The following is a 23848-nucleotide window of genomic DNA, read 5'->3' as shown; positions in this document are numbered from 1 at the left end:
CCTCATCGGGCCTGCACCTTCCCGTCCGGGCCGTCGCCGAGCACCACCTCGACGCCGGTGCGCACCGTGTCGGCCGGCGTCGTGCCCGCCGCGCGGGCGGCGAGCGCCGCCGGCAGCGCCCGGTCGACGTACTCGCAGAGCACGTGGGTGGCGACCAGGTGCAGTTCCTGGACCACCTGGCTGTCCGGCGAGTCGATGGCGAGCGTCTCGTGGCACTCCTCGGCGAGCGGGTTGGGGGCGGGGCCGGTGAAGGCCCAGCAGCGCAGGCCGGTGTCGTGTGCGGCGCGGGCGGCGGTGAGGAGGTTGGTGCTGGTGCCGCTGGTGGACATGAGCAGGAGGATGTCGTCGGGTCGGCCGTGGGCGCGGACCTGGCGGGCGAAGACCTCGTCGTAGCCGTAGTCGTTGCCGATGGCGGTGAGGGCGGAGGTTTCGGCGTGCAGGGCGATGGCGGAGAGGGGTTCGCGGTCGTCGCGGAGTTTGCCGACGAGTTCGGCGGTGAGGTGCTGGGCCTCGGCGGCGCTGCCGCCGTTGCCGGCCACCAGCAGCCGGCCGCCGGAGGCCAGCCGGTGGGCCAGCTCCCCGCCCCAGCGGGCCAGCAGCAGCTCGGCGTCGCGCAGCGGCAGCAGCGCGGCGGCCAGCCGGGTCAGGTGGTCCTCCAGGACCGTCCCGCCGGCGGCCGGCGTGGACGCCGCCATCAGGCGACCACCCGCGTGGGCCGGCGCACGGTGGCCACCTCGGCGTACAGCTCGGCGAGCCGGTCGGCCGTGGTGGACCAGGAGTAGCGGGTGCGGGCCCGCTCCAGGGCCGCGGTGGCGTAGGCGAACCGGCGGATCCGGTCGCCGAGCAGCCCGCGGATCGCCGCGCCGAGGGCCGCCGGGTCGCGGGCGGGCACCAGGTCACCGGTCCGGCCGGGCACCACCGTGTCGATCAGCCCGCCGACGGCGGTGCCGATCACGGGTACGCCGCACGCCATCGCCTCCAGCGGGGTGAGCCCGAACGGCTCGTACCAGGGTGCGGCCACCAGCACGTCCGCCGACCGGTACCAGCGCCCCATCTCCTCCCGGGGCACGGCCCCGATCAGCTTCACCCGGTCGGTGATCCCGAGGGACGCGGCGAGCGCCCGCAGCCGCAGCGCGTACGGGTCGGTCTCCAGCAGCCCGGCCGGCGGGCCGCCGACCACCACGCACTCGGCGTCCGGCACCAGCGCGGTGGCCCGGACGACGTCCTGGAAGCCCTTGCGCTCGACCAGCCGCCCCACGGTGAGGATCCGGGGCCGGGTCCCGTCCCGGTCGGCGACCGGACCGAGCGGCGCGAAGGTGGACAGGTTCACCCCGGACGGCATGACGGTCATCCGGGACCGGGGCACCCCCATCCGGACCAGCTCGGCGACCTCGTCCTGGCACTGGGCGACCACCCGGTCGACGGAGCGGCCCAGCCGGCGCTCGTGCGCGACCCGGCCCGGTGGGCTGGTGTCCTGCGCGCCCTGGTGCCGCCGCTTGACCGTGCCGAGCGCGTGGAACGTCTGCACCACCGGCACCCCGGTGCGCCGCGCGGCGGCCAGCCCGGCCAGCCCGCTCATCCAGAAGTGCGCGTGCACCACCTCGGGCTGCCAGTCGCCGGTGCGCCACCGCTCGGCCAGCCACTCCCCGAACGCCGGCATGTACGGCAGCAGGTCGTCCTTCGCCACCGGCTCGGCCGGCCCGGCGGGCACGTGCACCACCTCGTACCCGTCCGGGGCGCGGACCGACACGGGCAGGTCCACCGCGTCGAGCCGGGTGTACACCCGGACGTCGTGGCCGGCGGCCGCGAGCGCGGCGGAGAGCTCCGCGACATGCGTGTTCTGGCCACCGGCGTCCTCCCCGCCGAGGACGGCGAGCGGGCTGGCGTGCTCCGAGATCATCGCGATGCGCATACTTCCTCCTCCAGCAGCCGGTCCCAGTCGGCGAGGAAACGCTCCAGGCCGTAGCGGTCGCGGGCGGCGGTCCGGGCCGCGGCGCCCGCCCGGCGGGCCGCCGCCGGGTCGTCCAGCAGGCCCCGGGCCGCGTCGACCAGCGTGTCGACCCGGGTGGAGAGGGCGCCGGCGGCCGGCGGGACCGCCTCCACGGCCTCGGTGGTGGCCAGGGCGATTACCGGCATGCCCATGGTCATGGCCTCGACGAGGCTCAGCCCGAGCGAGGTCCAGCGGCACAGGTGCAGGTACGCCCGCCGCTTCGCCAGCTCGGCGTGCATGGCGTGCTGGGGCACGTCGTCGTGGCTGGTCAGCCGGTCCGGGGGCAGGCCCAGGTGCTCGGCGAGCCCGGCCACCTTCATGCCGTAGACGTCCAGCGGGGCGAGGTCGGCGAAGCGGGCCAGCAGGTCGGTGCCGGTGACCCGCCAGCGGCGGACCGGCTCGTTGATGACGACGGCGAGGCGGTCCAGCTCGCCGGTCCACTCGACGGCCGGGGCGACCACCCCGTGCTCGACGACCGCGGTGCGGGTGCCCCCGTTGTCCCAGAACAGCTCGTTGAAGTGGGTCACGTGGGTGAGCAGCAGGTCGTCCCGGTCGGCCATCGGGTGGCGGGTGTTCGGCACGTCGCCCTTCGGGGTGTTGTGCTCGACGTAGATCGCCGGCACGTCCCGGCCGACGCGCCGGCCCAGCCACTCGCAGGCCAGGTCGAACTCCTCGGGCCGCTGGAGCAGCACGACGTCCACGTCGGCGCGGCGCAGCTCCGCCGGGGTCACCTCGACGGCGTTCTCCGGCCACGGGTAGGTCCGTGCCCGGCCCAGCCCGTACGGGCCGCGCTCCGGGGTGACCGGCACGAGGTAGCGGTGCTTGCCGTGCACGAACGACGTGGTCCACGACCCGTGCACGTGCCAGACCAGGACGTTCATCCGACCACCCCGCCGGGGGCGGTGACCAGCGGCTCCGGCGCGTCGGCGGGTACCCCGAGCAGCCGCAGCGCCTCCAGCACCCGGCCCGGCTCGACGGCTGAGAGGCAGGGGTGGCCGGGGACCGGGCAGCGCGTGGCCCGGGTGTCCCGGCAGGCCGCCCCGGCGTCGCCGAGCCGGACGGTGGGCACCCGGTAGGGCCCCCACTGTCCGAACGGGACGGTCGGGGCGAAGAGGCTGACCACCGGCACGCCGAGCGCCGCCGCGAGGTGCGCCGGCCCGGTGTTGCCGACCACCAGCGCGCCGGCCCGGGCGATGACCGCGGCCAGTTCGTCGAGGCCGGTGCGCCCGCCCAGGTCGAGACCGCCCGCGGCGGCGACCTGCGCGGTCAGTTCCCGCTCGTCGGGCCCGCCGGTGACGACCACCCGGTAGCCGGCCGCGCTGAGCACCCGGACGATGCGGGTGGCCAGCTCGAAGGGACAGGCCCGGGTCTCCGCGGAGGAGCCCGGGTGCAGCACCACGTAGCCCGGCTCGCCGGCGGCCGGCGCGGGCGGCAGCCGGTCGGCGCGCAGCCGCAGCCCCGGTTCGTCGCCGGCGGGCAGCGCGAAGCCGGCCGCCGCGGCCAGCGACAGGGCCCGCTCCGGCTCGGGCACCCCGACGGGCACGCGGTGCCGCACGTCGAGCAGGGCGCCCGGATAGTCGTCGCTGATCGCGCTGATCCGCGGCACCCCGGCCATGCGGAGCAGCAGCGCCAGCGGCAGCGCCGACTGGTGGAAGGAGGTGAAGACGACCGCCTCCTCCGCGCCGACCGCCGCGAGCCGGTCGACCAGTGCGCGCATCCCGGCCGGGTCGACCGTCGGGGCCGGGGCGTCGATCCAGGGCAGCGGCCACTCGATGATCTCGTCGACGCCGGGCAGCAGCTCCGCGGCCGCCCGGCCGCGTGGCCCGCAGAGCAGCACCACCCGTTCCGCCCCGGCCGCCACCGCGCGGATCCCGGGGCCGGTGACCAGCACGTCGCCGGCCGCGTCACTGCGCGCCACCAGCACGGTGCCCCGCCGGGGGGCCGGCTCCGGCGCGGCCACCAGCCGCATCCGGCCGAGGATGGTGCCCACGGCGTCCGGCAGGTCGGCGGCGACGGTCGGCGCGGCGGCGACCTCGGCGGCCCGCGTGGCCGCGGTGGGCACCATGATGCCGGCCGCCCCGGCCGCCGCGGCGGCGGCCATGTCGGCGCCGATGTCGCCGACCAGGACGCACCGGGCCGGTGTGGTGCCGAGCGCCCGGGCCGCGGCGTGCACCAGCCCGGGCGCCGGTTTGCGGCATGCGCAGCGGTCCGGCTCGCCGTGCGGGCAGATCTGCCAGCAGTCGAAGGGGCCGAGCAGGTGCTCCACCCGGGCGTTCACCCGGCGCAGGTCGTCGGCGGTGAAGTAGCCCCGGGCCAGGCCGGACTGATTGCTGACGACCGCCAGGCGCAGCCCGGCCGCGCGCAGCCGGTCCAGCGCCTCCCGGGCGCCGGGCAGTGGCCGGACCTTCTCCGGGTCGCCGTTGTAGGGAACGTCCTCGATCAGCGTGCCGTCCCGGTCCAGCAGCACCGCGTCGTACAGGCCGGACGGGAACCGGCCAGCACCCGGGTCAACCCGGGCTGACCTGCACTGATCCCGCTCGTGGTCCCGTCGCACGGGCGGCGGGTTCCCGACCCCCCGAGGAGTAAACATCAACTTCGGCGGAGCAGACCCCGTCGGCGCCGTACGCCGGTCCGCACCGCGCTGCCGCCGGCCCGGTCCGGCGTTACCCGCCGCGCCCGAGAAGCTAACCCGGCCGCTCGTTACGGAGGTCCGGGCGGGGGTATGGGATTGGGGTGGCGATTGTGGAGAAAGTGATCGACGCGCCCCCGCAGCGGATCTTCGACGTGCTCGCCGACGGGTGGACGTACAGCGACTGGGTGGTGGGCACCGTGCACGTCCGGGACGTGGACGACAGCTGGCCCCGGGTGGGCAGCCGGCTGCACCACAAGGCCGGCCCGTGGCCGTTCTCGCTCCAGGACACCTCCACCGTGCTGGAGTGCGACGCCCCGCACCGGTTCGTGGTGCGGGCCGGGCTGTGGCCGGCCGGTGAGGCGATCGTGGTGTTCCGGCTCGAACCGCTGGCCGACGGCCGGACGCGGGTCACCATCGGCGAGGACTTCGCCGCCGGGCCGCTGCGGTGGGTCCGGACCAAGCTCAACGACCTGGTGCTGCACCAGCGGAACAAGGAGACGTTGACCCGGCTCGCCGACATCGCCACCCGACAGAAGGCGGACCAGTGACCCAGCGTGTGGTGATCACCGGGGCGAGCGCGGGCGTGGGGCGCGCGGTGGCCCGGGCGTACGCGGCGCGCGGCGCGCGGCTGGCCCTGCTGGCCCGGGGCGCGGCCGGGCTGGCCGCCGCCGAGCGGGACTGCCGCCGGCTCGGCGCCGCCGAGGTGCGCACCTACCGGGTGGACGTCGCCGACGCGGGCGCCGTGCAGGCGGCCGCCGACGACGTGGCGCACCACTACGACGGGCTCGACGTCTGGATCAACGACGCGATGGTGTCGGTCTTCGCGCCGGCCTGGGAGATCACCGCCGCCGAGTTCCGCCGGGTCACCGAGGTCACCTACCTGGGCACCGTGCACGGCACGCTGGCCGCGCTGCGCCACCTGCGCGCCCACGGGCGCGGGGCGATCGTGCAGGTCGGCTCGGCGCTGGCCTACCGGGGCATCCCCCTGCAGTCGGCGTACTGCGCGAGCAAGCACGCGGTGCAGGGCTTCAACGACTCGCTCCGGGCCGAACTGCTGCACGACTGCCCGGGGGTGAAACTGTCGATGGTGCAGCTCCCGGCCGTCAACACCCCCCAGTTCTCCTGGGTACGCACCCGGCTGCCCCGGCATCCGCAGCCGGTGCCGCCGATCTTCGCGCCCGAGGTGGCCGCGCGGGCGGTGCTCTGGGCCGCCGACCACGGGCCGCGCGAGCTGAACGTGGGCGGCCCGACCTGGCGGGCCCGGCTGGGCAATGTCCTCTTCCCCGGGCTGCTGGACCGGAAGCTGGCCCGGGACGGCTACGACAGCCAGCAGACCGACGCGCCGATCGACCCGGCGACCTGGCGCGAAAACCTGGACCGGCCGGGCGACGACGACCGGGACCGGGGCGCCGAGGGTGTCTTCGCCGACTCGGCCCGCCGGCGCTCGGCGGCACTCTGGGTGAGCACGCACAAGCCCACGGTGTCGGTGCTGGCGATCGGTGGGCTGCTCACGGCGGCCGGCGGGCTGGCCCGCCGGTTACGCTGACCGCCCACGCCGGCGAACCGTCCGGAATCCTCCGGGCGGGCGTCTGTGCGGACCGCGCGGAGGGTACTGGCTACCCTCTCAGGTGAACCTGTCGGCCGACCGAGGATGTCCGTGATGATCGAACCCGTGCAGTTGCCCTCCCCGTGGCGCGACGCACGCCTGACCGTCGTCGTTCCGACCTACAACGAGGCGGGCAACCTCCCGGTGCTGGTCGAGCGCCTCCTCGCGCTGCCGCTGCCGGGCTTGAAGGTGCTCGTCGCGGACGACAACTCCCCGGACGGCACCGGGGAGGTCGCCGACAAGTTGGCCATCGAGCACCCGGACCGGGTGCTCGTGGTGCACCGCCCGGGCAAGGAGGGCCTCGGCCGCGCGTACGTGGACGGCATCGGGCGGGCGCTCGACGACGGCGCGGAGTACGTGGCGCAGATGGACGCCGACCTGTCGCACCCGCCGGAGGCGCTGCCCGGCATGCTCGGCGCGCTGCTCTCCACCCAGTCCGGCGTGGTCATCGGCTCGCGTTACGTGCCGGGCGGCGAGCTGGACGAGAACTGGCCGCTCTACCGGCGCGCGCTCAGCGGCTGGGCCAACCTCTACGTGCACACGCTGCTGCGGGTGCGGATCCGCGACCTGACCGCCGGCTTCAAGATCTGGCGGGCCGACGCGCTGCGCGACATCGGCCTGGAGCGGGTGCAGTCCAACGGCTACAGCTTCCAGGTGGAGATGCACTACCTGGCCACCAAGCTGGGGCACACCATCCTGGAGGTGCCGATCCGCTTCGAGGAGCGCCGTGAGGGCGCCTCGAAGATGACCACCGCCACCAAGATCGAGAGCGCGCTGATGCCGTTCAAGCTGCGGACCCGGCACCGCAACCTGGACACCTGACCCGCGCTCGCCGTTCGCACGGACACTGGCCTCACGCTGCGTCATGACGACGCAGCGTGAGGCTTCGTCGTCATGGCCGCCTCGATCTCCCGCCGCCCTTGCTCTGCAGCCATCGCCGCAGCACCCTCCCCACCTGGGCGGCGAGGAACCGCTCGGCCGCCGAGCCGGCGCCGGCCGGACACCTTGCGTGACCGCCGCCTATGCGGCTGCAGAGCAAAGGCGGTACGGGAGGGATGCCGGCCCGCGGGCACCGGTCAGCGACGTCGACGGGGAAGCGACGAGTGGACCCTGCCGGTTGGCCGGTCAGCGGTAGACGGTCCGGTGCGCGGCGCCGATCACGCCCGCGTACACGCCGCCGGTGAGCGCCCGGTCGCGGGCCAGAGCGGCCCGGGCCGCGTTCGCCCCGGGCGCGCCGTGCACCCCGCCGCCCGGGTGCGCCGAGGCACTGGCCAGATAGAGCCGGTCCACCGGGGTGTCCGCGCGGCCCAGGCCGGGGATCGGCCGCAGGAAGAGCTGCTGGTACGCGGCCGCGGTGCCGCCGCCGAGCGCGCCCCCGACCAGGCTCGGCTCGGCCGCTTCCAGGTCGGCGGGACCGGCCACGTGCCGCCCGACGATCAGCGAGCGGAAGCCCGGGGCGGCCTCCTCCAGCACCTCCTCCATCCGCGTCACGTGCCCGGCGACGTCCTCGGCCCGCCAGTGCCGGCGGAACGGCAGGTGCGTGTACGACCAGAGCGACTCGGTGCCCGGCGGGGAGTGGCTCGGGTCGGCCACCGACATCTGCCCCACCAGCAGGAACGGATCCCGGGGCACCTCGCCGCGGGCCAGCTCCCCGGCGTACGCGGTGAGCCCGTCCAGATCGGCGCCCAGGTGCACGGTGCCCGCGCCGGCGATCGCCCGGTTCTTCCACGGCACCGGCGCCGAGAGCGCCCAGTCCACCTTGAGCGTGGAGCCGTCCCACCGGAAGTGCGCCAGGTCCTCGACCAGCCGGGGCGGCAGCGCGGCCGGGCCGACCAGGTCCAGGTAGAGCGCCGGGGCGGGCACGTCGGCGAGGACCGCCCGCCGGGCCCGCCAGTCGGTTCCGCCGGCGGTGCGCACACCCATGGCCCGGCCCCGGGCGGTGAGCACCCGCTCGACCCGGGCGCCGTACTCGATGCGGCCGCCCCGCTCGACGAGCCGCGCGACCAGCGCGTCGGTGATCCGCTGCGCGCCGCCGACCGGCACCGGCCAGCCGACCTGCTGGCCGAGCATGGCGAGCAGCCAGCCGTACACGCCGGAGCCGGCCTCCTCCGGCGACAGGTCGGTGTGCAGGGCGCAGCCGGCCAGCAGCGCCGGCCCGCCCTCACCGGCGAAGAGTTCGTCGCCGAGCTTGCGCACCGGCACGACGAGCCGGCGGGCGAGCCGCAGCGCGCCGGAGACCTTCAGCCGGCGCAGCAGGGCCAGCCCGCCGCGCACCGGCGGGAACGGGCTCGTGATGGTGTCCAGCATCGGTTCGGCCACCTGGCACCAGTCGGCGTACGCCTGCCGCCACCGGTCGCCGTCGCCCGGCGCGAACGCCTCCAGCGAGGCGGCCGTGGCGTCCAAATCCCGGTTGACCACGGCCGCGCGGCCGTCGGGCAGCAGGTGGGCCAGCACGTCCGGGGCGTGGGTCCAGGACAGACCGTGGCGCTCCAGGTCGAGGTTGCCCAGCACCGGCGAGGCGAAGCCGAGGGGGTAGAAGGAGCTGTAGAGGTCGCTGAGGTAACCGGGGGCGGTCACCTCGGCGGAGCGCACCGCGCCGCCGGGGGCCTGGGTCGCCTCCAGCACCAGCACGTCCCAGCCCGCGTCGGCCAGCAGGTTCGCGGCCACCAGCCCGTTGTGGCCGGCCCCGATGACGACGGCGTCCGCGGTGGAAATCATCCGACCCGCCTACCCGGCCGGTTACCGGGCGAAACGCGTTTGCCTGGCCCGGGTCGGGGCATCCACTGCCGCATGTACACGGTTGCACAGCTCATAGGTGGAGTCTGGGGTGCCGGGGGTTCGGGGGGCGAGCTGGTCGTACACGATCCGGCTGACGGCTCCCCGGTGACCACCGTGCCGGTGGCGACGGCGGACGAGGTGGCCAAGGCCGTCGAGGCGGCCCGGGGCGCGGCGGCGGAGTGGGCGGCGACCGCCCCGGCGGAACGGGCGGCGGCGCTGCACCGCGCGGCGGACGCGGTCGAGGCCGTCGCCGACGAGCTGGCGCAGGCCACCACGGCGGAGATGGGCAAGCCGCTGGACGACGCGCGCGGTGGCGTGGCGGCGGGCATCGGCACGCTGCGACAGTACGCCGAACTCGGCCCGGTGCGGGGCGGCCGCACCCTGCACGGCGCCACCTCCGCACTGGACTTCATGGCGCCCGAGCCGCGCGGCGTGGTCGCCGCCATCACCCCGTGGAACGACCCGGTGGCCGTCTCCTGCGGCCTGCTCGGGGTGGCCCTGGTCACCGGCAACGTGGTCCTGCACAAGCCGAGCGAGCGCACCCCGGCGACCGGCTGGCTGCTGGCCCGCGCCCTGGACTCGGCGCTGCCGGCCGGGGTGCTGTCGCTGCTCACCGGCGGCCCCGAGGTGGGCGCGGCGTTGGCCGGGCAGGAGGTGGACGTGGTCGCCCACGTCGGTTCCACCGCGACCGGCCGGGCGATCGCCGCCGCCGGCGCGCGCACCGGCGCGAAGGTGCTGCTGGAGAACGGCGGCAGCGACCCCCTCGTGGTGGACGCGGACGTGGACCCGGTCTGGGCGGCCGAGCAGGCCGCGCTGGGCTGCTTCGCCAACGCCGGGCAGATCTGCGTCGCGGTGGAGCGGATCTACGTGCACCGGGACGTGGCCGAGGACTTCGTCGACGCGCTGGTGGAGCGGGCCGAGGCGCTCGTCGTTGGCCCGGGCCGGGACCCGGACACCCAGCTCGGGCCGCTGGTCGACAAGCGGCACCGGGACCACGTGCACGGGCAGGTCACCGCTGCGGTGGCCGAGGGCGCGCGGCTGCGCACCGGCGGCGGCGTGCCGGACGGACCAGGGGCCTTCTACCCGGCGACCGTGGTCAGCGACTGCCGGCACGAGATGACCCTGGTCCGGGAGGAGACCTTCGGGCCGGTCGCCCCGGTGGTCGTGGTCGACTCGTTCAGCGAGGGGCTGCGCTGCGCGGCCGACTCCCCGTACGGGCTGGCCGCCACGGTGCTGACCGGCTCGATGAGCCACGCCCACCGGGCCTGGCGGGAGCTGCCGGTGGGCACCGTCAAGGTCAACGCCGTGTTCGGCGGCGCGCCGGGCGGCGCCGCGCAGCCGCGCCGGGGCAGCGGGCAGGGCTTCGGGTACGGCCCGGAGCTGCTCGACGAGTTCAGCACGGTGAAGGCCGTCCACATCGAGGCGCCGGGCGGCGGCCACTGGTGAGCGGCACGACGGGAGCCCGGGACCAGGCTGGTCCCGGGCTCCCGTGTCGTGGTCGGCCGGTCAGCGGCCGCCGCGGGCCTTGCGGGTGGCGTTGTTGTTCGCCTTCTCGATCGCTTTGACCAGCTCCGGCTTGGTCATCCGGGACCGGCCCGGCACGTCGAGCTTCTTGGCCACCTCCATGAGGTGCTCCTTCTTGGCGTTGGCGTCCACCCCGCCGGCCGTGGGGGCCCGCCGGGCCGGCCCGCCGCCGGCCGCCTGCCGGTCGCTCGGGCCTTTGCGCCCCTTCGGCTCCCAGTGGTCGCCGACCTTCTCGAACTCGTGCTTCACGGCGGCGAAGGCGGCGCGGTGCGCCCGCTCCCCCTCGCCGTACGTCTCGACCGCCGAGTCGTGTGTCTTCTCCCAGGTCCGCTGCGCCTTGTCCGGGGAGCGCTTCAGCGTGCTGGGCAGTACCTCGCGCCCGGGCATCTCGTCCTCCTCCGTCTCCGTGGGATCCTCTACCGATTCCCCCCGCCGTCCAGGACAAACCGGCACCGGTTTGTCGACATCCCCCACCGGGTACCGCCCGGGCCACCTGCCGGGGGTGCGCCCGGCGGCGCGGAGGAGGCGGTCATGACGGCGACGACGGACGCGGCGGCCGGCGGCCGGCCGCGGGCCCGGATCCCCCGCCGGGTACGCCAGTTGAGCTGGGCCACCTGGCGCGGGGTGCTGGTCCGCGCCGGGCGCGGCTTCGTCAAGGACAACTGCGCCGACTGGGCCGCCGCGCTCACCTACTACGGGGTGCTGGCGCTCTTCCCCTCGACCATCGTGGTGGTCGCCCTGGTCGGGCTCGTCTCGGACGGGCCGCGCACCGTGGACACCGTGATCGACCTGGCCCGGGAGATCGGCGCCGGCTCGGTGGTCGGCAACGACGCGTTCGTGACGGTGGTGCGCGGCGTGGTGGAGCAGCAGGGCCCGGCGAAGGCGTTGCTCAGCTTCGGTCTGCTCGGCGCGCTCTGGTCGGCCTCCGGCTTCATCGGCGCGTTCACCCGGGCCTCCAACGCGATCTACGGGGTCGAGGAGGGCCGGCCGTTCTACCGGCTCCGGCCGATCCAGATCGGGCTCGCCGCGGTGTCGCTGGTGCTGTTCGCCGTGGTGGCCCTGGCGCTGATCGTCAGCGGCCCCGTGACCGACTTCGTGGGTGACCGGCTGCACGCCGGCGGGCTCACCCGCCAGGTGTGGACGGTGGCGAAGTGGCCGGTCCTCGCGCTGGTGGCGATGACCCTGCTGTCCCTGCTGTTCTGGATCGCCCCGAACGTGCGGCAGCCCCGGTTCCGCTGGCTCACCCCGGGCGGCGCGCTGGCCCTGCTGGCGTGGGTGCTCGCCTCCTTCGGCTTCGGCCTCTACGTGGCGAACTTCGGCTCGTACGACGTGACCTACGGCAGCCTGGGCGCGGTCATCGCCTTCCTGGTGTGGCTCTACCTGTCCAACTGCGCCCTCATGCTGGGCGTGCAGGTCAATGCGGAACTCCAGCGGGGCCGGATGATCCAGGCCGGCGTCGAGCATCCGGACGAGCCGGTGCTGGCGCCCCGCGCGACGCCGGATTCCTGACCGACTTTGCCCGGTTCGGCGGCGGATGACCGGATCGGCCGGCCGCCGTCGGTTTACCTGCGGCCCCCTCGGGCATGTCTGTCGGCATGGAACGAGTCAGCAGCAAGCACTCGCCCAGGGTTGACGACAACATGGCTCAGGACGTCAGTGGCCTGGTCCAGGGCCCGGGGGCCGGGGGCTCCCGCGTCGACGAGTCCCGCCAGCCGGAGCCGGCCGGCGAGGACCAGCCGGAGCCGAAGACGCTCACGGCCGGCGCCAGCCGCGGCGGCAACCCGCAGGGAATGAGCATGGACGACGTCGAGGCGCGCAGTCGGCTCGGCCGGTTCATCACCATGACCGCCCTGCCCGGCGACCGCGACACGCTGGTGGCCAACGCCCGGGAGAACCAGGCGCCGGACGACATCGTGGCGGCGCTGCAGGGCCTGCCCGAGGGCACCCGGTACCAGACGGTGTCCGAGGTGTGGGCCGCCCTCGGGCACAAGAACGAGACGACGCGCTGGTGAGCGGACCGGCCCACGGTCCGCGAGCAGTCACCGGCGGAACAGGAGGAACACCGACATGAGCGGAGTCATGGAACACGTGGACGTGTCCGTCCCGATCCGCACCGCCTACGACCAGTGGACGCAGTTCGAGGAGTTTCCGCACTTCATGGAGGGCGTCCAGGAGGTCCGGCAGCTCTCCGACACGATGACCCACTGGACCGTGGAGATCGCCGGCGTCAAGCGCGAGTTCGACGCCGAGATCACCGAGCAGCTGCCCGACGAGCGGGTGGCCTGGCATTCCACCGGGGGCACCCAGCAGGCCGGTGTGGTGACCTTCCACCGGCTGGACGAGGGGCACACCCGGGTCACGCTGCAGCTGGAGTTCGAGCCGCACGGCGCGGTCGAGAAGGCCGGCGACAAGCTGGGCGTGGTCGACCGCCGGGCCAAGGGCGACCTGGCGCGGTTCAAGCAGTACATCGAGCGGCGCGGTCAGGAGACCGGCGCCTGGCGCGGCAAGGTCGACCGGCCGACCCCCTGAGTCGCCGACCCCCCGGACAACGCGAACCCCGATGGCCGCCGGCGCTCCGGCGGCCATCGCCGCGTCCGGGGGCCGTTTGCGATCATCCGGCCCGGGTACCGCAGGGGAATGACCGACAACGACAGCCACGTGTGGCGCGACGAGGAACGCACTCCCCTGCGCGAACTGGACCGCGCGCTCGCCGGGTCGAGCCTCGACGGGCAGGCGGACGACGTCACGGGCAACGACGCCGGCGAGGAGGCCGCGTTCGGCCACGGGCCGGAGGCGGTGGACCGGGGCGCCGGCCCGGAGGCCGAGCGGCGGGAGATGACCGACGCGGACCGGGCGTACCGGCCGTCGACGACCGGGCGGACCGGCCCGGACAACGGGTGAGTCGCCCTCGGGGCGCCCGGAGTGCGCGCCCCGGGGTTCAGCCGGCCCGGGATCCCCGGGCGGCCGGGCGGGCGCCGGCGGCGTGCAGGGCGACGAGCGCCACCGCGAGCACGACCAGGGTCGGGCCGAGCGCGGCCACCGAGACCCTGGCCAGCAGCACCCCCACCGCGGCCGGCACCAGGGCGGCGCCCAGGCCGGCCGCGCCGATCTGCAGGCCGATGGTCCGGTCCGCGTGGTCGCGGCCCACCCGTTCCGCCGTGGTCAGGGTGAGCAGCGGGAACACCGGCGCCGCCGCGAAGCCCACCACCAGCAGGCCGGCGACGGTCACCCAGCCGGGCGCGGGCAGCGCGATGAGGACGGCTCCCCCGGCCATGCCGAGCAGGCTGCCGCGCAGCACGCGGGCGGTGCCCAGCCGCTCCGCCACCACCCCCTGCACCACCCGCCCCACGAAGAGGCTCCCCCAGTAGCCGGAGACGCACAGCCCGGCCACCGCGGCGGAGAGCTTCCGCCCCTCGGTGAGCAGCAGGAACGCCCACAGGCCGGTGGACACCTCGACGGCCACGTAGACGGCGAAGGCGGCCCCGCCGAGCCACACGGCCGGCAGCCGCAGCGTGGCGCCGATCGAGGTCCGCCGCGCGGGCCCCGCGCCGGCCGGCTCGCCGGGCACCACCTGCGGTGCGACCGGGTCCGGTGGCAGGGTCGCGCCGGCCGGCGGGTCGCCGCGCCACAGCCGCACGGTGAACGCGAACGCGGCGGCCAGGACGAGCTGGGCGGCGGCCACCAGCGCGTACCCCCAGCGCCAGCTCAGTCCGGCGCCGAGGACCGCGGTCATGATCAGCGGACCGATCGCCACGCCGAGCCCGAAGAACGCGTGCATCCAGTTCATGTGCCGGGGACCGAAGGCGGCGGCCGCGTACGCGTTGAGGCCGGCGTCGATCGCCCCGGAGCCGAGCCCGAGGACCAACGCGAAGCCGACCATGACGGCGAGCGCGGGGGTGGACGCGTACCCGGTCAGGGCGGCGCCGGCCAGCAGGGTGCTGCCGGCGAGCAGCCAGCCGACGCCCAGCCGGGCCAGGGTGAACCCGGCGAGCACGCTGGACGTCAGGTAGGCCACCGTGCCCGCCGTGAGCACGACCCCGACCGCCTCGGTGGGCACGCCCAGGTCCCACCGGATGGACGGCCAGCCGACCCCGATCAGGCCGTCGGGGAGCCCGAGGCTGACGAAGGCCAGGTAGGCCAGGAGCAGCAGGGCGGGGCGGGGCGGAGCGGGGACGCGGGACACGAGGCCCCATCCTGCCCAGCCGCCGCCGGCCGGGACCGACCGGGGCCGGGCGCCCCGGTGAGAGTTATGCTCAGCCGAAACGACAAAAAGTGCGATACGGACGGGTAGGAAAACGGACAGCCCATCCAGAATCGGCCGAACGGCTGACGGCGATGCCCCTGCCCCGCGTAACACTTTCGGGATGCAACAGGGCTCCGGTTTCCTCTCCCAGCGTCAGCGCCGCCTTGCCTGGCTCGGCTTCCTGCTCGCCGCGGTTCAGGCCCCCGTCGCCGCCCGGCTCGTCGACGACAGCTCCTGGCTGTTCAGCCTCGTGGTGGCGCTCATGGTGGCGACCGTGATCATCGCCGACGACGGCGTACGCCGCACGGCGCAGGCCCGCTCCTCCGACTGATCAGCCCTCGGCGGGGCGCGCCTCGTGCCCCGGCCGCCCCGGGCTGCGGCGCCGTTCCTTCATCTCCGCCTCGTAGAGGTGCCGCCGGCCGCCGACCAGCTCGTCGCGGGCTCGCCGGTCCAGCTCCCGGAAGAGCGCGTAGTACCCGTCGTCGAAGTCCTCGACGATCTGGAAGGTCCAGCGTCCCGCGATGACGTTGCGCCCGAGCAGGTCCTCCTCCACGCGTGCGGCCAGATCCGGGTGCCCGGCGGAGCGGAACAGCTCCACGGCGTCGTCGAGCATGAGGTCGGCGTGCCCGATGAGCTGGTGCAGCGAGTAGAGGTGCCCACGGGCCCGCTCGACGCACTCCAGCGCCTCGCTGAGCTTGCCCAGGGCCTCGACCGTGGCGTCACTCACACCCGCCGGCCGGCGGTGCGCCTGGTCCGGCCCGTCCACCTGCTGTCCCATTCCGTTCCTCCGCGGGGTCTGCTGCGCGGTCTGCGCGGTATCCCTTCTGCCCCGCGGCGCGCGGCTCAATCCCGCCGGGCGGGGCACCGCATCGCCCGGAGGACCCGGGCATCGGCCGGTCGGCCGAGGCCGCCCCGCTCCCGGCGGGGCTAGCCTCGGTCACCATGCGCGTGCCGAACAACCGGGTGGCGACCCGATCCGCGGCGCTGGCCGCGAGGTCCAGCCTCACCACCCTCACCACCGCCGTCGGCACCGCCGGCCTCGCCGCGGCCGCCGCCAACCCCGGCCTGCTGGCCGCGGTCGACCAGCACGCCGCGGGCGTACGCGACAGCCTGGACGGCGACCGCCGGCCGCTGACCGTGGCGGCGCTCGCCGGATACGCCGAGGGCGTGCGCGACGCGGCGCGGGAGCACGGCTGGGAGCCGCCGGTCGAGCCGGTCGACTGGTCCGAGCCGGACTGGGTGCTCACCCGCCTGCTCGCGGTCTGCCTGCTGACCCGCGTGCTGGACCCTCGCGACCTGGCCTGAGACACGGCGGAGGGTGCCCGCGATCGCCCCGCGGACACCCTCGTCGCCCCGTTGTCGCTCAGCCGTTCGGCCGGCGGAACTGCTGTGTCTCGTCCCCGGCGGTGCCGGAGCGGTACGTGCCCTGCGCACCGAACATCGACGACTGCGGCGTGGCCGGGGCGGGCTGGCCGCCCCGATCGGCCATCTGCCGCTCGTAGTCGCTGCGACCGGCGCCCTGCGCCTGGCGCTGCTGCTGGATCGCCCGGGACTCCGCGGCGGCCCGGTCGAGCCACCGGTCCCAGCGCGCCTGCATGGGCTTCACCAGACCACCGCCCACGCCGACCACCAGGATGCCGGCGATGGTGCCGAGGAACGCGATGAGCACCGGCGTGGTGACCGTGGTGGCGATGCCCACCTGGTTGAGCGCGGCGATGATGCCGAGCGCCAGGACGAAGATCGCCGCCACGTCGGCCAGCACCCGGCCGTACGAGAGCCCACCGAGGGCGCCCGAGACCAGATCCCGCACCGCGTTGGCGATGGCGGCCGCGATGACCACGATGACGATCGCCACGAAGGCCCGCGGCAGCCAGGAGACCACCCCCCGGATCAGGTCACTGATCGCGTTGGGTCCCCACACCCCGAAGGCGAACTGCAGGGTGAACAGCAGGACCGCGTAGTAGGCCAGTTTGGCCAGGATGTCGCTGGCGTCGTATCTCGTGCGTTCGAGCGCGCGTTTGACGCCGCCGCGTTCGACGGCGCGGTCGAATCCCACCCGTTCCAGTGCCGCGTCCACGATTTTGAGGACGGCTCGGGCGATGAGCCAACCCACCACGAGGATCGCGATGAACGCGATGGCCCTCGGGATGAAGAGCAGCACCGACCTCCAGAAATCGGTCAGGGCGTCACCGATGTCGGCCTGCCCGACCGCGAGGGTTTTCGGCATGTTGTCCCTCCTGTCGCGTGAACTGCGCCGCCCGCATACCCGGTCGCGTCGGCAGCACTCCGAGCCGACCCGGGGCAATTTCCCGACATGACCGGGCGAACCGCCCCTGACCTGCACTAACACCCGCGATCGGGTCGGTTGGCGGCCGACGCCCGCGCACGCTCGAAACCTGACCGTCAGCCTCCGGTTAGGCTGCGGTCATGCCAGGCACCGTCGGGCGGGTCCCCACGCCATCAGCCCCCAACCCGGGAGCGAGCGCCGGAGCGGACGCGACCGGGTCCGGCGCGGCGACCGTCCTGGCCCACCCGTGGGCGGACACGCCGCTCGGTCCGCCCGACGGCTGGGATCCGGCGGTCAGTGCCGTGGTCGACCTGGTGCTGGCCTCCCCGGTGCCGATGGCCCTGCTCTACGGCGAGGACCTGGTCCTGCTCTACAACGACGGGTACGCGGAGCTGATCGGCGACCGGCACCCGGCGGCGCTCGGACAGCCGGCGGCGGAGGTGTTCGCCGACCTCTGGCACGACCCCGCCGCCGGGCAGGTGGTCACCCGGGTCTACCGGCGGGGCGAGCCCTACCTGGAGCGGGAGGCCGTGCTGCCGGTCGACCGGCACCAGGCCGGCCACGCCGAGCCCGCCGTGTTCACCCGCGGCTACTCCCCGGTCCGCGACTCGACCGGGCAGATCATCGGCGTGCTCACCGTGGCGGCCCAGACCACCCAGGTCACCCAGCAGCTGCAGAGCCTGAGCGATTTCGCGGCGGCGCTCTCCGGCACCCTCACCCTGGACGACGTCGCCCGGGTCACGCTGCGCTACTGCCTGCACTCCTTCGACGCCGACCGGGTCTCGTTCGTCGTCGACGAGGGCTCCGCCTGGCGGATGGTCCGCCGGGTCCGGGGTGAGCTGCTGGACGAGGCCGACGAGCGGCTGCCGCCGCTGTGGCGGCGGCTGCCCGCCGACTCGACCATCCCGATCGCGGTGACCGCCCGCAGCGGGGTGTCGTCGTTCGTGGGCGACGGCCGGCCGCTACGGGACAACGCGGCGGACCGGCACGACGAGAAGATCCGGGCGATCGCCTCGCTGCCGCTGCGCTCGACCGTCATCCGCGGCGCGCTGACCGTCGGCTACCAGGCCGCGCACCCCTGGTCCCCGGCGGAACGGGCGTTGCTCGCCGCCTCGGCCGAGCTGGTCGGCCAGGCCGCCGAGCGGGCCCGCCGCTTCGAGACCCAGCACGGCACCGCCCAGCTGCTGCAGCGCAGCATGCTCCCGGAGCAGCTGCCCGACCTGCCCCGGCTGCGGATCGCCGCCCGCTACGACCCCGGCGTCGACGGCAACGCCGCCGGTGGCGACTTCTACGACGCGTTCGTGCTGCCCACCGGCGCGCTCGGCGTGGTGCTCGGCGACGTGGCCGGGCACGACGTGCAGGCCGCCGCCCGGATGGGCCAGGTACGCGCCGCGCTGCGCGCGCTGGCCCTCTCCGATCCCCGGCCGGACGCGGTGCTCGGCGGCCTGGACCGGCTGGTCGCCAGCCTGGGCACCGAGGGCGGCACGCAGGAGCTCTTCGTGACCGTGGTCTTCGGGGTGATCGAGGCCGACCGGGAGCAGGTCACGCTGGCCAGCGCGGGCCACCCCGCGCCGCTGATCCGGCGCTGCCCTGCCGACAGCGACCCGGTCGCCGAGTACGTCGAGGTGCCGCCGGCCCCACCGCTGGGGTTGGGCGGCCGCCCGCGGACGGTCACCGTGCCGTTCCGCCCCGGCGACACCCTGCTGCTGTTCAGCGACGGGGTGGTGGAGCGGCGCTGGCAGGACCTCACCGCGGGCCTGACCGGGCTGAGCTCGGCGGTGACCGCCGCGAGCAGCGGGGACCCGAGGGCGCTCTGCGCGGTGGCGACCGCCGCGGTTCCGGGCGCCACCGAGGACGACGTGGCCGTGCTGGCCGTCGAGCACGCGGTCAAGCCGAGCCGGTCGGCCCGCATGGAGGTGCCGGCCGAGCCGACCGCGCCGAGCCGGGTCCGGCACTGGCTAACCGCCCAGCTCACCGACTGGCAGGTGCCCGATGCGGTGGTCGGCGCGGCGGTGCTCTGCACCAGCGAGCTGACCACCAACGCCCTGCTGCACGCCGGCACCGCCGCCCGGGTCGAGATCGACCTGAGCCCGGAACGCCTGCTGGTCTCGGTCGCCGACTCCGGCACCCGGGGGCAGGTGACCCGGGCGCAGACCGACACGCTGAGCAGCCGGGGCCGCGGGCTGGGGCTCATCGAGGAGCTGAGCGACGCCTGGGGCACCGACCCCACGGTGCGCGGTTCGACGGTCTGGTTCGAAATCCTCATCCCGTCGGGGTGACCGCGCGTCGGGGCCGGCCCGGACGGGTAGGAGGGGTGCCATGCCTGACGACAACCGCTGCGGCGTCCTCTTCGACGTGGACGGCACCCTGGTAGACACCACGTACCTGCACACGGTGAGCTGGTGGGAGGCGCTCCGCCAGGGCGACCACCGGGTGCCGATGGCGCGGATCCACCGGGCCATCGGGATGGGCTCGGACAAGCTCCTCGACCACCTGCTCGGCGCGGAACGAGACCGGGACGCGGACGGCAAGCTGCGCGACACGCACGACGCGCTGTACGCCGAGTACTGGGAGCGGTTGGTGCCGCTGCCCCGGGCGGTGGATCTGCTGCGCGCGTGCGCGGCCCGCGGTCTGCGGGTGGTGCTGGCCACGTCGGCGGCCGAGCACGAGGTGGCCGCCCTGCGGGCCGCCCTCGACGCCGACGACGTGATCGACACGGTGACCTCCTCGGCGGACGCGGAGGAGAGCAAGCCGGCGCCGGACATCCTGGCGGCCGCGCTGGCCCAGTCGGGGCTGGCCGCCGAGCGCGTGGTGTTCGTCGGCGACTCGGTCTGGGACGTCGCCGCCGCCGGCAAGCTGGACGTGCCCTGCATCGGGCTCACCTGTGGCGGCACCAGCCGCGGCGAGCTGGCCGGCTCGGGAGCGGTGGCCGTCTACGACGACCCGGCCGCCCTGCTGGACGGCCTCGCCGACAGCGCGATCGCCGCCCTCACCGACCCGGGCAGGTCGGTTCGCGCTCCGCGCCGGGCCGGCGACACGGTGACCGGTCCCACGGGCGAGAAGACGGACACGGAGGCATAGCCGGGACCGCTTCGGGGCACTGGTGACCACCTGCCCGTACCGCCGGGCGGCGGAAGGGTGGTGCCGTGGAACCGGTCGATGTCGCGTTCGCCCTGCTGGGCGTCGGCGCCCTGCTGGCGGGGATCCTGCCCCGGGTGCTGGAACGCCGGCCGCTGTCGATGCCGATCGCGTTCCTCGGCCTCGGCATGCTGGTCTTCGTGCTGCCCACCGGCCTGCCGACACCGGACCCGCTGCGCTGGCCGGAGCTGACCACCCATCTCACCGAGGTCGGCGTGATCGTCGCGCTCATGGGCGCCGGCCTCAAGATCGACCGGCCGTTGAGCTGGGCCCGCTGGTCGTCGACGTGGCGGCTGCTGGCCGTCGCCATGCCGCTGTGCATCGCCGCGGTGGCGGTGCTGGGCTGGTGGTGGGCCGGCCTGGTGCCGGCCGCGGCGCTGCTGCTGGGCGCCGCGCTCGCCCCGACCGACCCGGTGCTCGCCTCCGACGTGCAGGTCGGCGAGCCGACCGACGTGGAGGACTCGGAGGACGAGGTGCGCTTCGCGCTCACCTCCGAGGCCGGGCTGAACGACGGCCTGGCCTTCCCCTTCGTCTACGCGGCCATCGCCATCGCCACCACCAGTCTTGCCCCGGCGGACTGGCTGGCCCACTGGCTCGCGGTCGACGTGCTCTACAAGCTCGCCGTCGGGGTGGGCGGCGGCCTGCTCGTCGGCTGGCTGCTGGGCAAGCTGTTCTTCCGGGCCCCCAGCGACCTGCGGCTGGCCCGGCACGCCGAGGGCTTCCTCGCCCTCGCCGCGACCTTCCTGGCGTACGGGCTGGTCGAGGTGGTCGGCGGGTACGGCTTCCTGGCCGTCTTCGTGGCGGCCCGGGCGATTCGCGCGGCGGAACGCACCCACGAGTTCCACTCCGTGCTGCACGACTTCGCCGAGCAGGTCGAGCGGCTGCTCACCGTGCTGTTGCTGCTGCTCTTCGGCGGCGCGGTGATCGGTGGGCTGCTCGCCCCGCTGACCTGGCCGGCGGCCCTGGTGGGGCTGGCCCTCGTGTTCGTGATCCGGCCGCTGGCCGGCTGGCTGTCGCTGCGCGGCGCGCCGGGCCGTCCGGCCGAACACTGGGTGATCTCGCTGTTCGGCATCCGCGGCGTCGGCTCGTTCTACTACCTGGCGTACGCCACCAGCAAGACGGAGTTTCCGCAGGCCGAGCTGATCTGGGCGACGGTCGGCCTCGTGGTGATGATCTCGGTGGTGGTGCACGGGATCGCGGCTACCCCGGTCATGCAGCTGCTGGACCGGGCCGGCGAGCGGACCCGGGAGGCCTCAGAGGGGGGCCGGGCGGACGAACCCGCCCTGGACGGCGTCCGGGGCTGACCGGGGCGCCGGCACCAGCCGGGCGGCCGGCAGCTCCAGGTGCAGCCGCACGGTGGTCACCCCGTCGGCGACGTGCACGTCCACCAGGTCGCAGAGCCGGTGCACCAGCAGCAGCCCCCGGCCGCGCACGCCGGTCACCGGCGGCGGGATCCGGCCGGCCAGGGGGTCGGCCAGCTCGCCCGGGCCGCTGACCTCGCAGACGAGGTCGCCCGCGGCGGCCCAGCACCGGGCGATGGCCGGCCCGGCGCCGTGGGTGAGCGCGTTGGAGGCCAGCTCGGTGACGGCGATCCGCAGGTCGTCGATCCGTTCCGCGGTGAGCCCGGCGGCCTCGGCGACGGCCGCCACCGCCGCGCGCAGCGCCCCGAGGCCCTCCGGCCGGACCGGCTCGGCGTGCGCGCCGTCGGGTGGCGGGGGCAGCGGGCGGGCCAAGCGGCGCAGCACCGCCCGGGGCGGCCGGTAACCGGCGCTGGGCCGGGCCACTCCCCCGCTGACCAGCCAGGGATGGGTGCGGGCGATGTCGGCGAGCGTCGCCGCCGGCAGCCGGGACCGGTCGAACAGGCAGCGCATGGTGAGTGGCCGGTCGGCGAGACCCAGGTTGATCATGGCTTCGTGCTCGACGCAGTGCCGGTGGGTGGCCGGCCGCCGGTCGGGCCACAGCGATTCGCCCACGACGCGGACCCGGCGGCCGGGGAACCGGTTGACGAAGTCACCCAGCGTGGTCGCGATGATGGCCGCCGGGTTGCGCCCCAGCACCGCCATGTCGGCCAGGTCGACATCGTCGAGCGGGTCGAGCAGCGGCCGGACCAGGCGCAGCCGATCGGTGGGCACGGCGACCAGCACCGGTTCACCGGCGGCCCGTCCGGCTTCGACGAACCTGCGCACGGCGGCGTGGTAGTCCCGGTCGTCGGTGTAGAACAGGGCCTCGTGGCGCAGCCCGTCCTCCGGGAACGGCGACCGGTCGACGCCGGCCCTGCCGTCCCGCGGCCGACCGCCGGCACCGCTCACTGCCCCTGCACCTCCCCGCCGAAGGATACCCGTGGGTGACGGGTCGCCTGCGCGCAGTGGCACCGGTCAGCCACGTTCCGCGAGCAGCCGGGCGGCCAGGGCACGGCCCAGGTCCCGGCCGGAGCGCCAGGCGCCCTGCACCCGCGGCCGCCCGAAGGCGTCGCCGGCGAGGCCGATCCCGTCGTCGTCCAGGTGGTAGGGGCCGTCGCCGCCGGCGGCGGGTTTGGCGTACGTCCAGCGGTGCACGTGGGTCAGCTCGGCCGGCTCGGGCAGGCCGAGGAGGTCGCGGACGGCCTGCTCGATGGCGGGGCCGGCGGCGGTGGGCTGGAGCAGGTGCCCGGAGGCGAACTCGGCGGTGGTGTGCGCGACCAGCACCGGGGCGCCGTCGCCGCGCCGGTCCCCGTCGTCGCAGACCGAACTCAGCACCGGGTGGTCGTTGACGAACGCGCCCCGGAAGTCCGGCCAGCGGCGGGCCGGGAAGCGCAGCACCCCGGCCAGCGCGGAGGACCAGCGCTGGGCCGCCACCGCCCGGGTGGCCGCCGCCAGCGCGGGGTCGAGCAGCAGGGCGGCCTGCGGGCCCGGCATGGCCAGCACGACCGCCTCGGCGGCCCGCCCGTCCACGCGGGGACCGGGCTCGACGGTCATGACCAGCCGGTTGTGCGCCACCGGCAGGTCCCCGGCCAGGTGTTCCACGAGCGAGCGGAGCCCGCGCGGGGCGGCCCAGCGCACCGGGCCGGCCACCTCCTCGCGCCCCCGCGGCCCGTACGCGACGAACGTGTCGGTCCACTCCCGGGCCAGGCCGGCGGCCCGCCACCCCTCGACCACGGCGGCGAAGTCGGGGTCGTCGACGGTGAAGTAGGCGGCGCCCAGGTCGACGGGGCGGCCCTCGAAGCGCTTGCTGGCCATCCGCCCGCCGGTCACCCGGGCCCGTTCGCATATCCGGACGGGGATGCCGGCGCGGGACAGCTCGGCCGCGCAGGCCACCCCGGCGACGCCCGCGCCGACCACCACCACACCCGCCCGGTCCGCAGTCATCGAATGATCGTAGGGGGCGACCGGCATGAAGACCGCGCGACGGGGGTAGTGGAACACCTGTTCGAGGAGAGGTGATCACCCATGGCCGACCGCAGCAGCGGCAGCAAGGACAACGTCAACCCGGACGCCGCCGTGAAGGACCCGGACGACTGGGTCACCGGCGACGAGCCGCCGACCGCGGCGCAGGAGTCGTACCTGCACACCCTGGCCCGGGAGGCGGGCGAGGAGGTGCCGGACGGGCTGACCAAGGCCGAGGCGTCCCGCCGGATCGACGAGCTCCAGGCGGAGACCGGTCGCGGCCGGTGA

The 23848-nt window shown here is 75.3% G+C and carries 25 protein-coding genes; 14 read left to right on the top strand and 11 right to left on the bottom strand.

Going from position 1 to position 23848, the window contains the following annotated elements; genetic code table 11:
* Positions 1–2 precede the first annotated feature (2 nt).
* From NFX44_RS12905 to NFX44_RS12890, 4 genes are read right to left on the bottom strand one after another with little or no spacing between them, the layout of a single operon-like run.
* On the bottom strand, positions 3–695 hold the full coding sequence (locus NFX44_RS12905) for an SIS domain-containing protein (RefSeq protein WP_262283759.1): 693 nt from the start codon (positions 693–695) through the stop codon (positions 3–5).
* Positions 695–1912 carry a glycosyltransferase gene (locus NFX44_RS12900; protein ID WP_262283758.1) on the bottom strand — a complete coding sequence of 406 codons (1218 nt, stop codon included), beginning with the start codon at positions 1910–1912 and terminating at the stop codon, positions 695–697. Before NFX44_RS12900 ends, NFX44_RS12905 begins: the two co-directional genes overlap by 1 nt.
* Positions 1897–2871, bottom strand: a complete 975-nt coding sequence (locus NFX44_RS12895) for a glycosyltransferase (protein ID WP_262283757.1) — start codon at positions 2869–2871, stop codon at positions 1897–1899. The genes NFX44_RS12900 and NFX44_RS12895 overlap by 16 nt, the downstream gene beginning before the upstream one ends.
* Positions 2868–4469 carry an HAD-IIIA family hydrolase gene (locus NFX44_RS12890; protein WP_262283936.1) on the bottom strand — a complete coding sequence of 534 codons (1602 nt, stop codon included), beginning with the start codon at positions 4467–4469 and terminating at the stop codon, positions 2868–2870. Before NFX44_RS12890 ends, NFX44_RS12895 begins: the two co-directional genes overlap by 4 nt.
* Before the next feature lie 263 nt (positions 4470–4732).
* Between NFX44_RS12890 and NFX44_RS12885 the strand changes: the two genes are divergently transcribed.
* From NFX44_RS12885 to NFX44_RS12875, 3 genes are all read left to right on the top strand, one after another.
* A complete protein-coding gene (locus NFX44_RS12885) occupies positions 4733–5170 on the top strand; it encodes an SRPBCC family protein (RefSeq protein ID WP_315974589.1) in 438 nt (145 codons plus the stop codon).
* Complete coding sequence (locus NFX44_RS12880; RefSeq protein ID WP_262283755.1) at positions 5167–6168, top strand: SDR family oxidoreductase; 1002 nt, start codon at positions 5167–5169, stop codon at positions 6166–6168. Before NFX44_RS12885 ends, NFX44_RS12880 begins: the two co-directional genes overlap by 4 nt.
* A gap of 114 nt (positions 6169–6282) precedes the next feature.
* A complete protein-coding gene (locus tag NFX44_RS12875) occupies positions 6283–7050 on the top strand; it encodes a polyprenol monophosphomannose synthase (RefSeq protein WP_262283754.1) in 768 nt (255 codons plus the stop codon).
* 303 nt (positions 7051–7353) lie between these two features.
* On the opposite strand, the gene NFX44_RS12870 is transcribed toward NFX44_RS12875, so the two are convergent.
* Positions 7354–8946 carry an NAD(P)/FAD-dependent oxidoreductase gene (locus NFX44_RS12870; RefSeq protein ID WP_262283753.1) on the bottom strand — a complete coding sequence of 531 codons (1593 nt, stop codon included), beginning with the start codon at positions 8944–8946 and terminating at the stop codon, positions 7354–7356.
* Positions 8947–9018: 72 nt separating this feature from the next.
* On the opposite strand from NFX44_RS12870, the gene NFX44_RS12865 reads away from it, so the two are divergent.
* Entirely contained in the window at positions 9019–10452 is a 1434-nt protein-coding gene (locus NFX44_RS12865; RefSeq protein ID WP_262283752.1) for an aldehyde dehydrogenase, read from the top strand.
* A gap of 60 nt (positions 10453–10512) precedes the next feature.
* On the opposite strand, the gene NFX44_RS12860 is transcribed toward NFX44_RS12865, so the two are convergent.
* Positions 10513–10917 (bottom strand): ChaB family protein, encoded by a 405-nt coding sequence (locus tag NFX44_RS12860; RefSeq protein ID WP_262283751.1) that lies wholly within the window; start codon positions 10915–10917, stop codon positions 10513–10515.
* A gap of 144 nt (positions 10918–11061) precedes the next feature.
* On the opposite strand from NFX44_RS12860, the gene NFX44_RS12855 reads away from it, so the two are divergent.
* The 4 genes from NFX44_RS12855 to NFX44_RS12840 all read left to right on the top strand — a co-directional run bounded on the left by NFX44_RS12855 (position 11062) and on the right by NFX44_RS12840 (position 13431).
* Positions 11062–12039, top strand: a complete 978-nt coding sequence (locus tag NFX44_RS12855; protein WP_262283750.1) for a YihY/virulence factor BrkB family protein — start codon at positions 11062–11064, stop codon at positions 12037–12039.
* 86 nt (positions 12040–12125) lie between these two features.
* Positions 12126–12542: a DUF2795 domain-containing protein gene (locus NFX44_RS12850; RefSeq protein WP_262283749.1), complete on the top strand. Its 417-nt coding sequence runs from the start codon at positions 12126–12128 to the stop codon at positions 12540–12542.
* 55 nt (positions 12543–12597) lie between these two features.
* Positions 12598–13059 (top strand): SRPBCC family protein, encoded by a 462-nt coding sequence (locus tag NFX44_RS12845; RefSeq protein ID WP_262283748.1) that lies wholly within the window; start codon positions 12598–12600, stop codon positions 13057–13059.
* Positions 13060–13167: 108 nt separating this feature from the next.
* Positions 13168–13431, top strand: a complete 264-nt coding sequence (locus NFX44_RS12840) for a hypothetical protein (protein WP_262283747.1) — start codon at positions 13168–13170, stop codon at positions 13429–13431.
* Positions 13432–13468: 37 nt separating this feature from the next.
* Here NFX44_RS12840 and NFX44_RS12835 read toward each other — a convergent pair whose 3' ends face one another.
* Positions 13469–14713: a sugar MFS transporter gene (locus NFX44_RS12835; protein ID WP_262283746.1), complete on the bottom strand. Its 1245-nt coding sequence runs from the start codon at positions 14711–14713 to the stop codon at positions 13469–13471.
* 181 nt (positions 14714–14894) lie between these two features.
* Between NFX44_RS12835 and NFX44_RS12830 the strand changes: the two genes are divergently transcribed.
* Positions 14895–15104: a hypothetical protein gene (locus tag NFX44_RS12830; RefSeq protein WP_262283745.1), complete on the top strand. Its 210-nt coding sequence runs from the start codon at positions 14895–14897 to the stop codon at positions 15102–15104.
* Here the strand turns inward: NFX44_RS12830 and NFX44_RS12825 are convergent, their stop codons facing one another.
* On the bottom strand, positions 15105–15551 hold the full coding sequence (locus tag NFX44_RS12825; RefSeq protein WP_262283744.1) for a hypothetical protein: 447 nt from the start codon (positions 15549–15551) through the stop codon (positions 15105–15107). It abuts the gene before it with no gap.
* A gap of 164 nt (positions 15552–15715) precedes the next feature.
* Between NFX44_RS12825 and NFX44_RS12820 the strand changes: the two genes are divergently transcribed.
* On the top strand, positions 15716–16078 hold the full coding sequence (locus NFX44_RS12820; RefSeq protein ID WP_262283743.1) for a DUF6401 family natural product biosynthesis protein: 363 nt from the start codon (positions 15716–15718) through the stop codon (positions 16076–16078).
* Between the two features lie 58 nt (positions 16079–16136).
* Here NFX44_RS12820 and NFX44_RS12815 read toward each other — a convergent pair whose 3' ends face one another.
* Positions 16137–17000, bottom strand: coding sequence for a hypothetical protein (locus NFX44_RS12815; protein ID WP_262283742.1), 864 nt, complete (start codon positions 16998–17000; stop codon positions 16137–16139).
* 200 nt (positions 17001–17200) lie between these two features.
* On the opposite strand from NFX44_RS12815, the gene NFX44_RS12810 reads away from it, so the two are divergent.
* The 3 genes from NFX44_RS12810 (at position 17201) to NFX44_RS12800 (ending at position 21502) form a co-directional block, all read left to right on the top strand.
* Positions 17201–19339: a SpoIIE family protein phosphatase gene (locus tag NFX44_RS12810; protein ID WP_262283741.1), complete on the top strand. Its 2139-nt coding sequence runs from the start codon at positions 17201–17203 to the stop codon at positions 19337–19339.
* Positions 19340–19379: 40 nt separating this feature from the next.
* The gene (locus NFX44_RS12805; RefSeq protein ID WP_262283740.1) at positions 19380–20141 is read left to right on the top strand and encodes an HAD family hydrolase; all 762 of its coding nucleotides are present in this window, start codon (positions 19380–19382) and stop codon (positions 20139–20141) included.
* Positions 20142–20206: 65 nt separating this feature from the next.
* A complete protein-coding gene (locus NFX44_RS12800; RefSeq protein ID WP_262283739.1) occupies positions 20207–21502 on the top strand; it encodes a sodium:proton antiporter in 1296 nt (431 codons plus the stop codon).
* On the opposite strand, the gene NFX44_RS12795 is transcribed toward NFX44_RS12800, so the two are convergent.
* Together NFX44_RS12795 and NFX44_RS12790 are read right to left on the bottom strand one after the other, a co-directional pair.
* Positions 21452–22507: a sensor histidine kinase gene (locus tag NFX44_RS12795; protein ID WP_262283738.1), complete on the bottom strand. Its 1056-nt coding sequence runs from the start codon at positions 22505–22507 to the stop codon at positions 21452–21454. The genes NFX44_RS12800 and NFX44_RS12795 overlap by 51 nt on opposite strands.
* Positions 22508–22573: 66 nt before the next feature.
* The gene (locus tag NFX44_RS12790) at positions 22574–23542 is read right to left on the bottom strand and encodes an NAD(P)/FAD-dependent oxidoreductase (protein ID WP_262283737.1); all 969 of its coding nucleotides are present in this window, start codon (positions 23540–23542) and stop codon (positions 22574–22576) included.
* Between the two features lie 81 nt (positions 23543–23623).
* On the opposite strand from NFX44_RS12790, the gene NFX44_RS12785 reads away from it, so the two are divergent.
* On the top strand, positions 23624–23848 hold the full coding sequence (locus NFX44_RS12785) for a DUF3072 domain-containing protein (RefSeq protein WP_262283736.1): 225 nt from the start codon (positions 23624–23626) through the stop codon (positions 23846–23848).

The organism is Micromonospora sp. MA102, assembly GCF_025460765.1.
In the GTDB taxonomy this organism is placed as follows: Bacteria; Actinomycetota; Actinomycetes; order Mycobacteriales; family Micromonosporaceae; genus Micromonospora; species Micromonospora halotolerans.
The sequence above is the reverse complement of the archived record's forward strand: the minus strand, read 5'-3'. Positions and strand labels throughout refer to the sequence as shown.

Coding starts and splice junctions, on each gene's coding strand:
- NFX44_RS12785 (WP_262283736.1), top strand. CDS start 23,624: ATGGCCGACCGCAGCAGCGGCAGCAAGGACAACGTCAACCCGGACGCC.
- NFX44_RS12805 (WP_262283740.1), top strand. CDS start 19,380: ATGCCTGACGACAACCGCTGCGGCGTCCTCTTCGACGTGGACGGCACC.
- NFX44_RS12900 (WP_262283758.1), bottom strand. CDS start 1,912: ATGCGCATCGCGATGATCTCGGAGCACGCCAGCCCGCTCGCCGTCCTC.
- NFX44_RS12830 (WP_262283745.1), top strand. CDS start 14,895: ATGCAACAGGGCTCCGGTTTCCTCTCCCAGCGTCAGCGCCGCCTTGCC.
- NFX44_RS12875 (WP_262283754.1), top strand. CDS start 6,283: ATGATCGAACCCGTGCAGTTGCCCTCCCCGTGGCGCGACGCACGCCTG.
- NFX44_RS12825 (WP_262283744.1), bottom strand. CDS start 15,551: ATGGGACAGCAGGTGGACGGGCCGGACCAGGCGCACCGCCGGCCGGCG.
- NFX44_RS12820 (WP_262283743.1), top strand. CDS start 15,716: ATGCGCGTGCCGAACAACCGGGTGGCGACCCGATCCGCGGCGCTGGCC.
- NFX44_RS12855 (WP_262283750.1), top strand. CDS start 11,062: ATGACGGCGACGACGGACGCGGCGGCCGGCGGCCGGCCGCGGGCCCGG.
- NFX44_RS12810 (WP_262283741.1), top strand. CDS start 17,201: ATGCCAGGCACCGTCGGGCGGGTCCCCACGCCATCAGCCCCCAACCCG.
- NFX44_RS12845 (WP_262283748.1), top strand. CDS start 12,598: ATGAGCGGAGTCATGGAACACGTGGACGTGTCCGTCCCGATCCGCACC.
- NFX44_RS12865 (WP_262283752.1), top strand. CDS start 9,019: ATGTACACGGTTGCACAGCTCATAGGTGGAGTCTGGGGTGCCGGGGGT.
- NFX44_RS12905 (WP_262283759.1), bottom strand. CDS start 695: ATGGCGGCGTCCACGCCGGCCGCCGGCGGGACGGTCCTGGAGGACCAC.
- NFX44_RS12895 (WP_262283757.1), bottom strand. CDS start 2,871: ATGAACGTCCTGGTCTGGCACGTGCACGGGTCGTGGACCACGTCGTTC.
- NFX44_RS12870 (WP_262283753.1), bottom strand. CDS start 8,946: ATGATTTCCACCGCGGACGCCGTCGTCATCGGGGCCGGCCACAACGGG.
- NFX44_RS12840 (WP_262283747.1), top strand. CDS start 13,168: ATGACCGACAACGACAGCCACGTGTGGCGCGACGAGGAACGCACTCCC.
- NFX44_RS12860 (WP_262283751.1), bottom strand. CDS start 10,917: ATGCCCGGGCGCGAGGTACTGCCCAGCACGCTGAAGCGCTCCCCGGAC.
- NFX44_RS12790 (WP_262283737.1), bottom strand. CDS start 23,542: ATGACTGCGGACCGGGCGGGTGTGGTGGTGGTCGGCGCGGGCGTCGCC.
- NFX44_RS12815 (WP_262283742.1), bottom strand. CDS start 17,000: ATGCCGAAAACCCTCGCGGTCGGGCAGGCCGACATCGGTGACGCCCTG.
- NFX44_RS12850 (WP_262283749.1), top strand. CDS start 12,126: ATGGAACGAGTCAGCAGCAAGCACTCGCCCAGGGTTGACGACAACATG.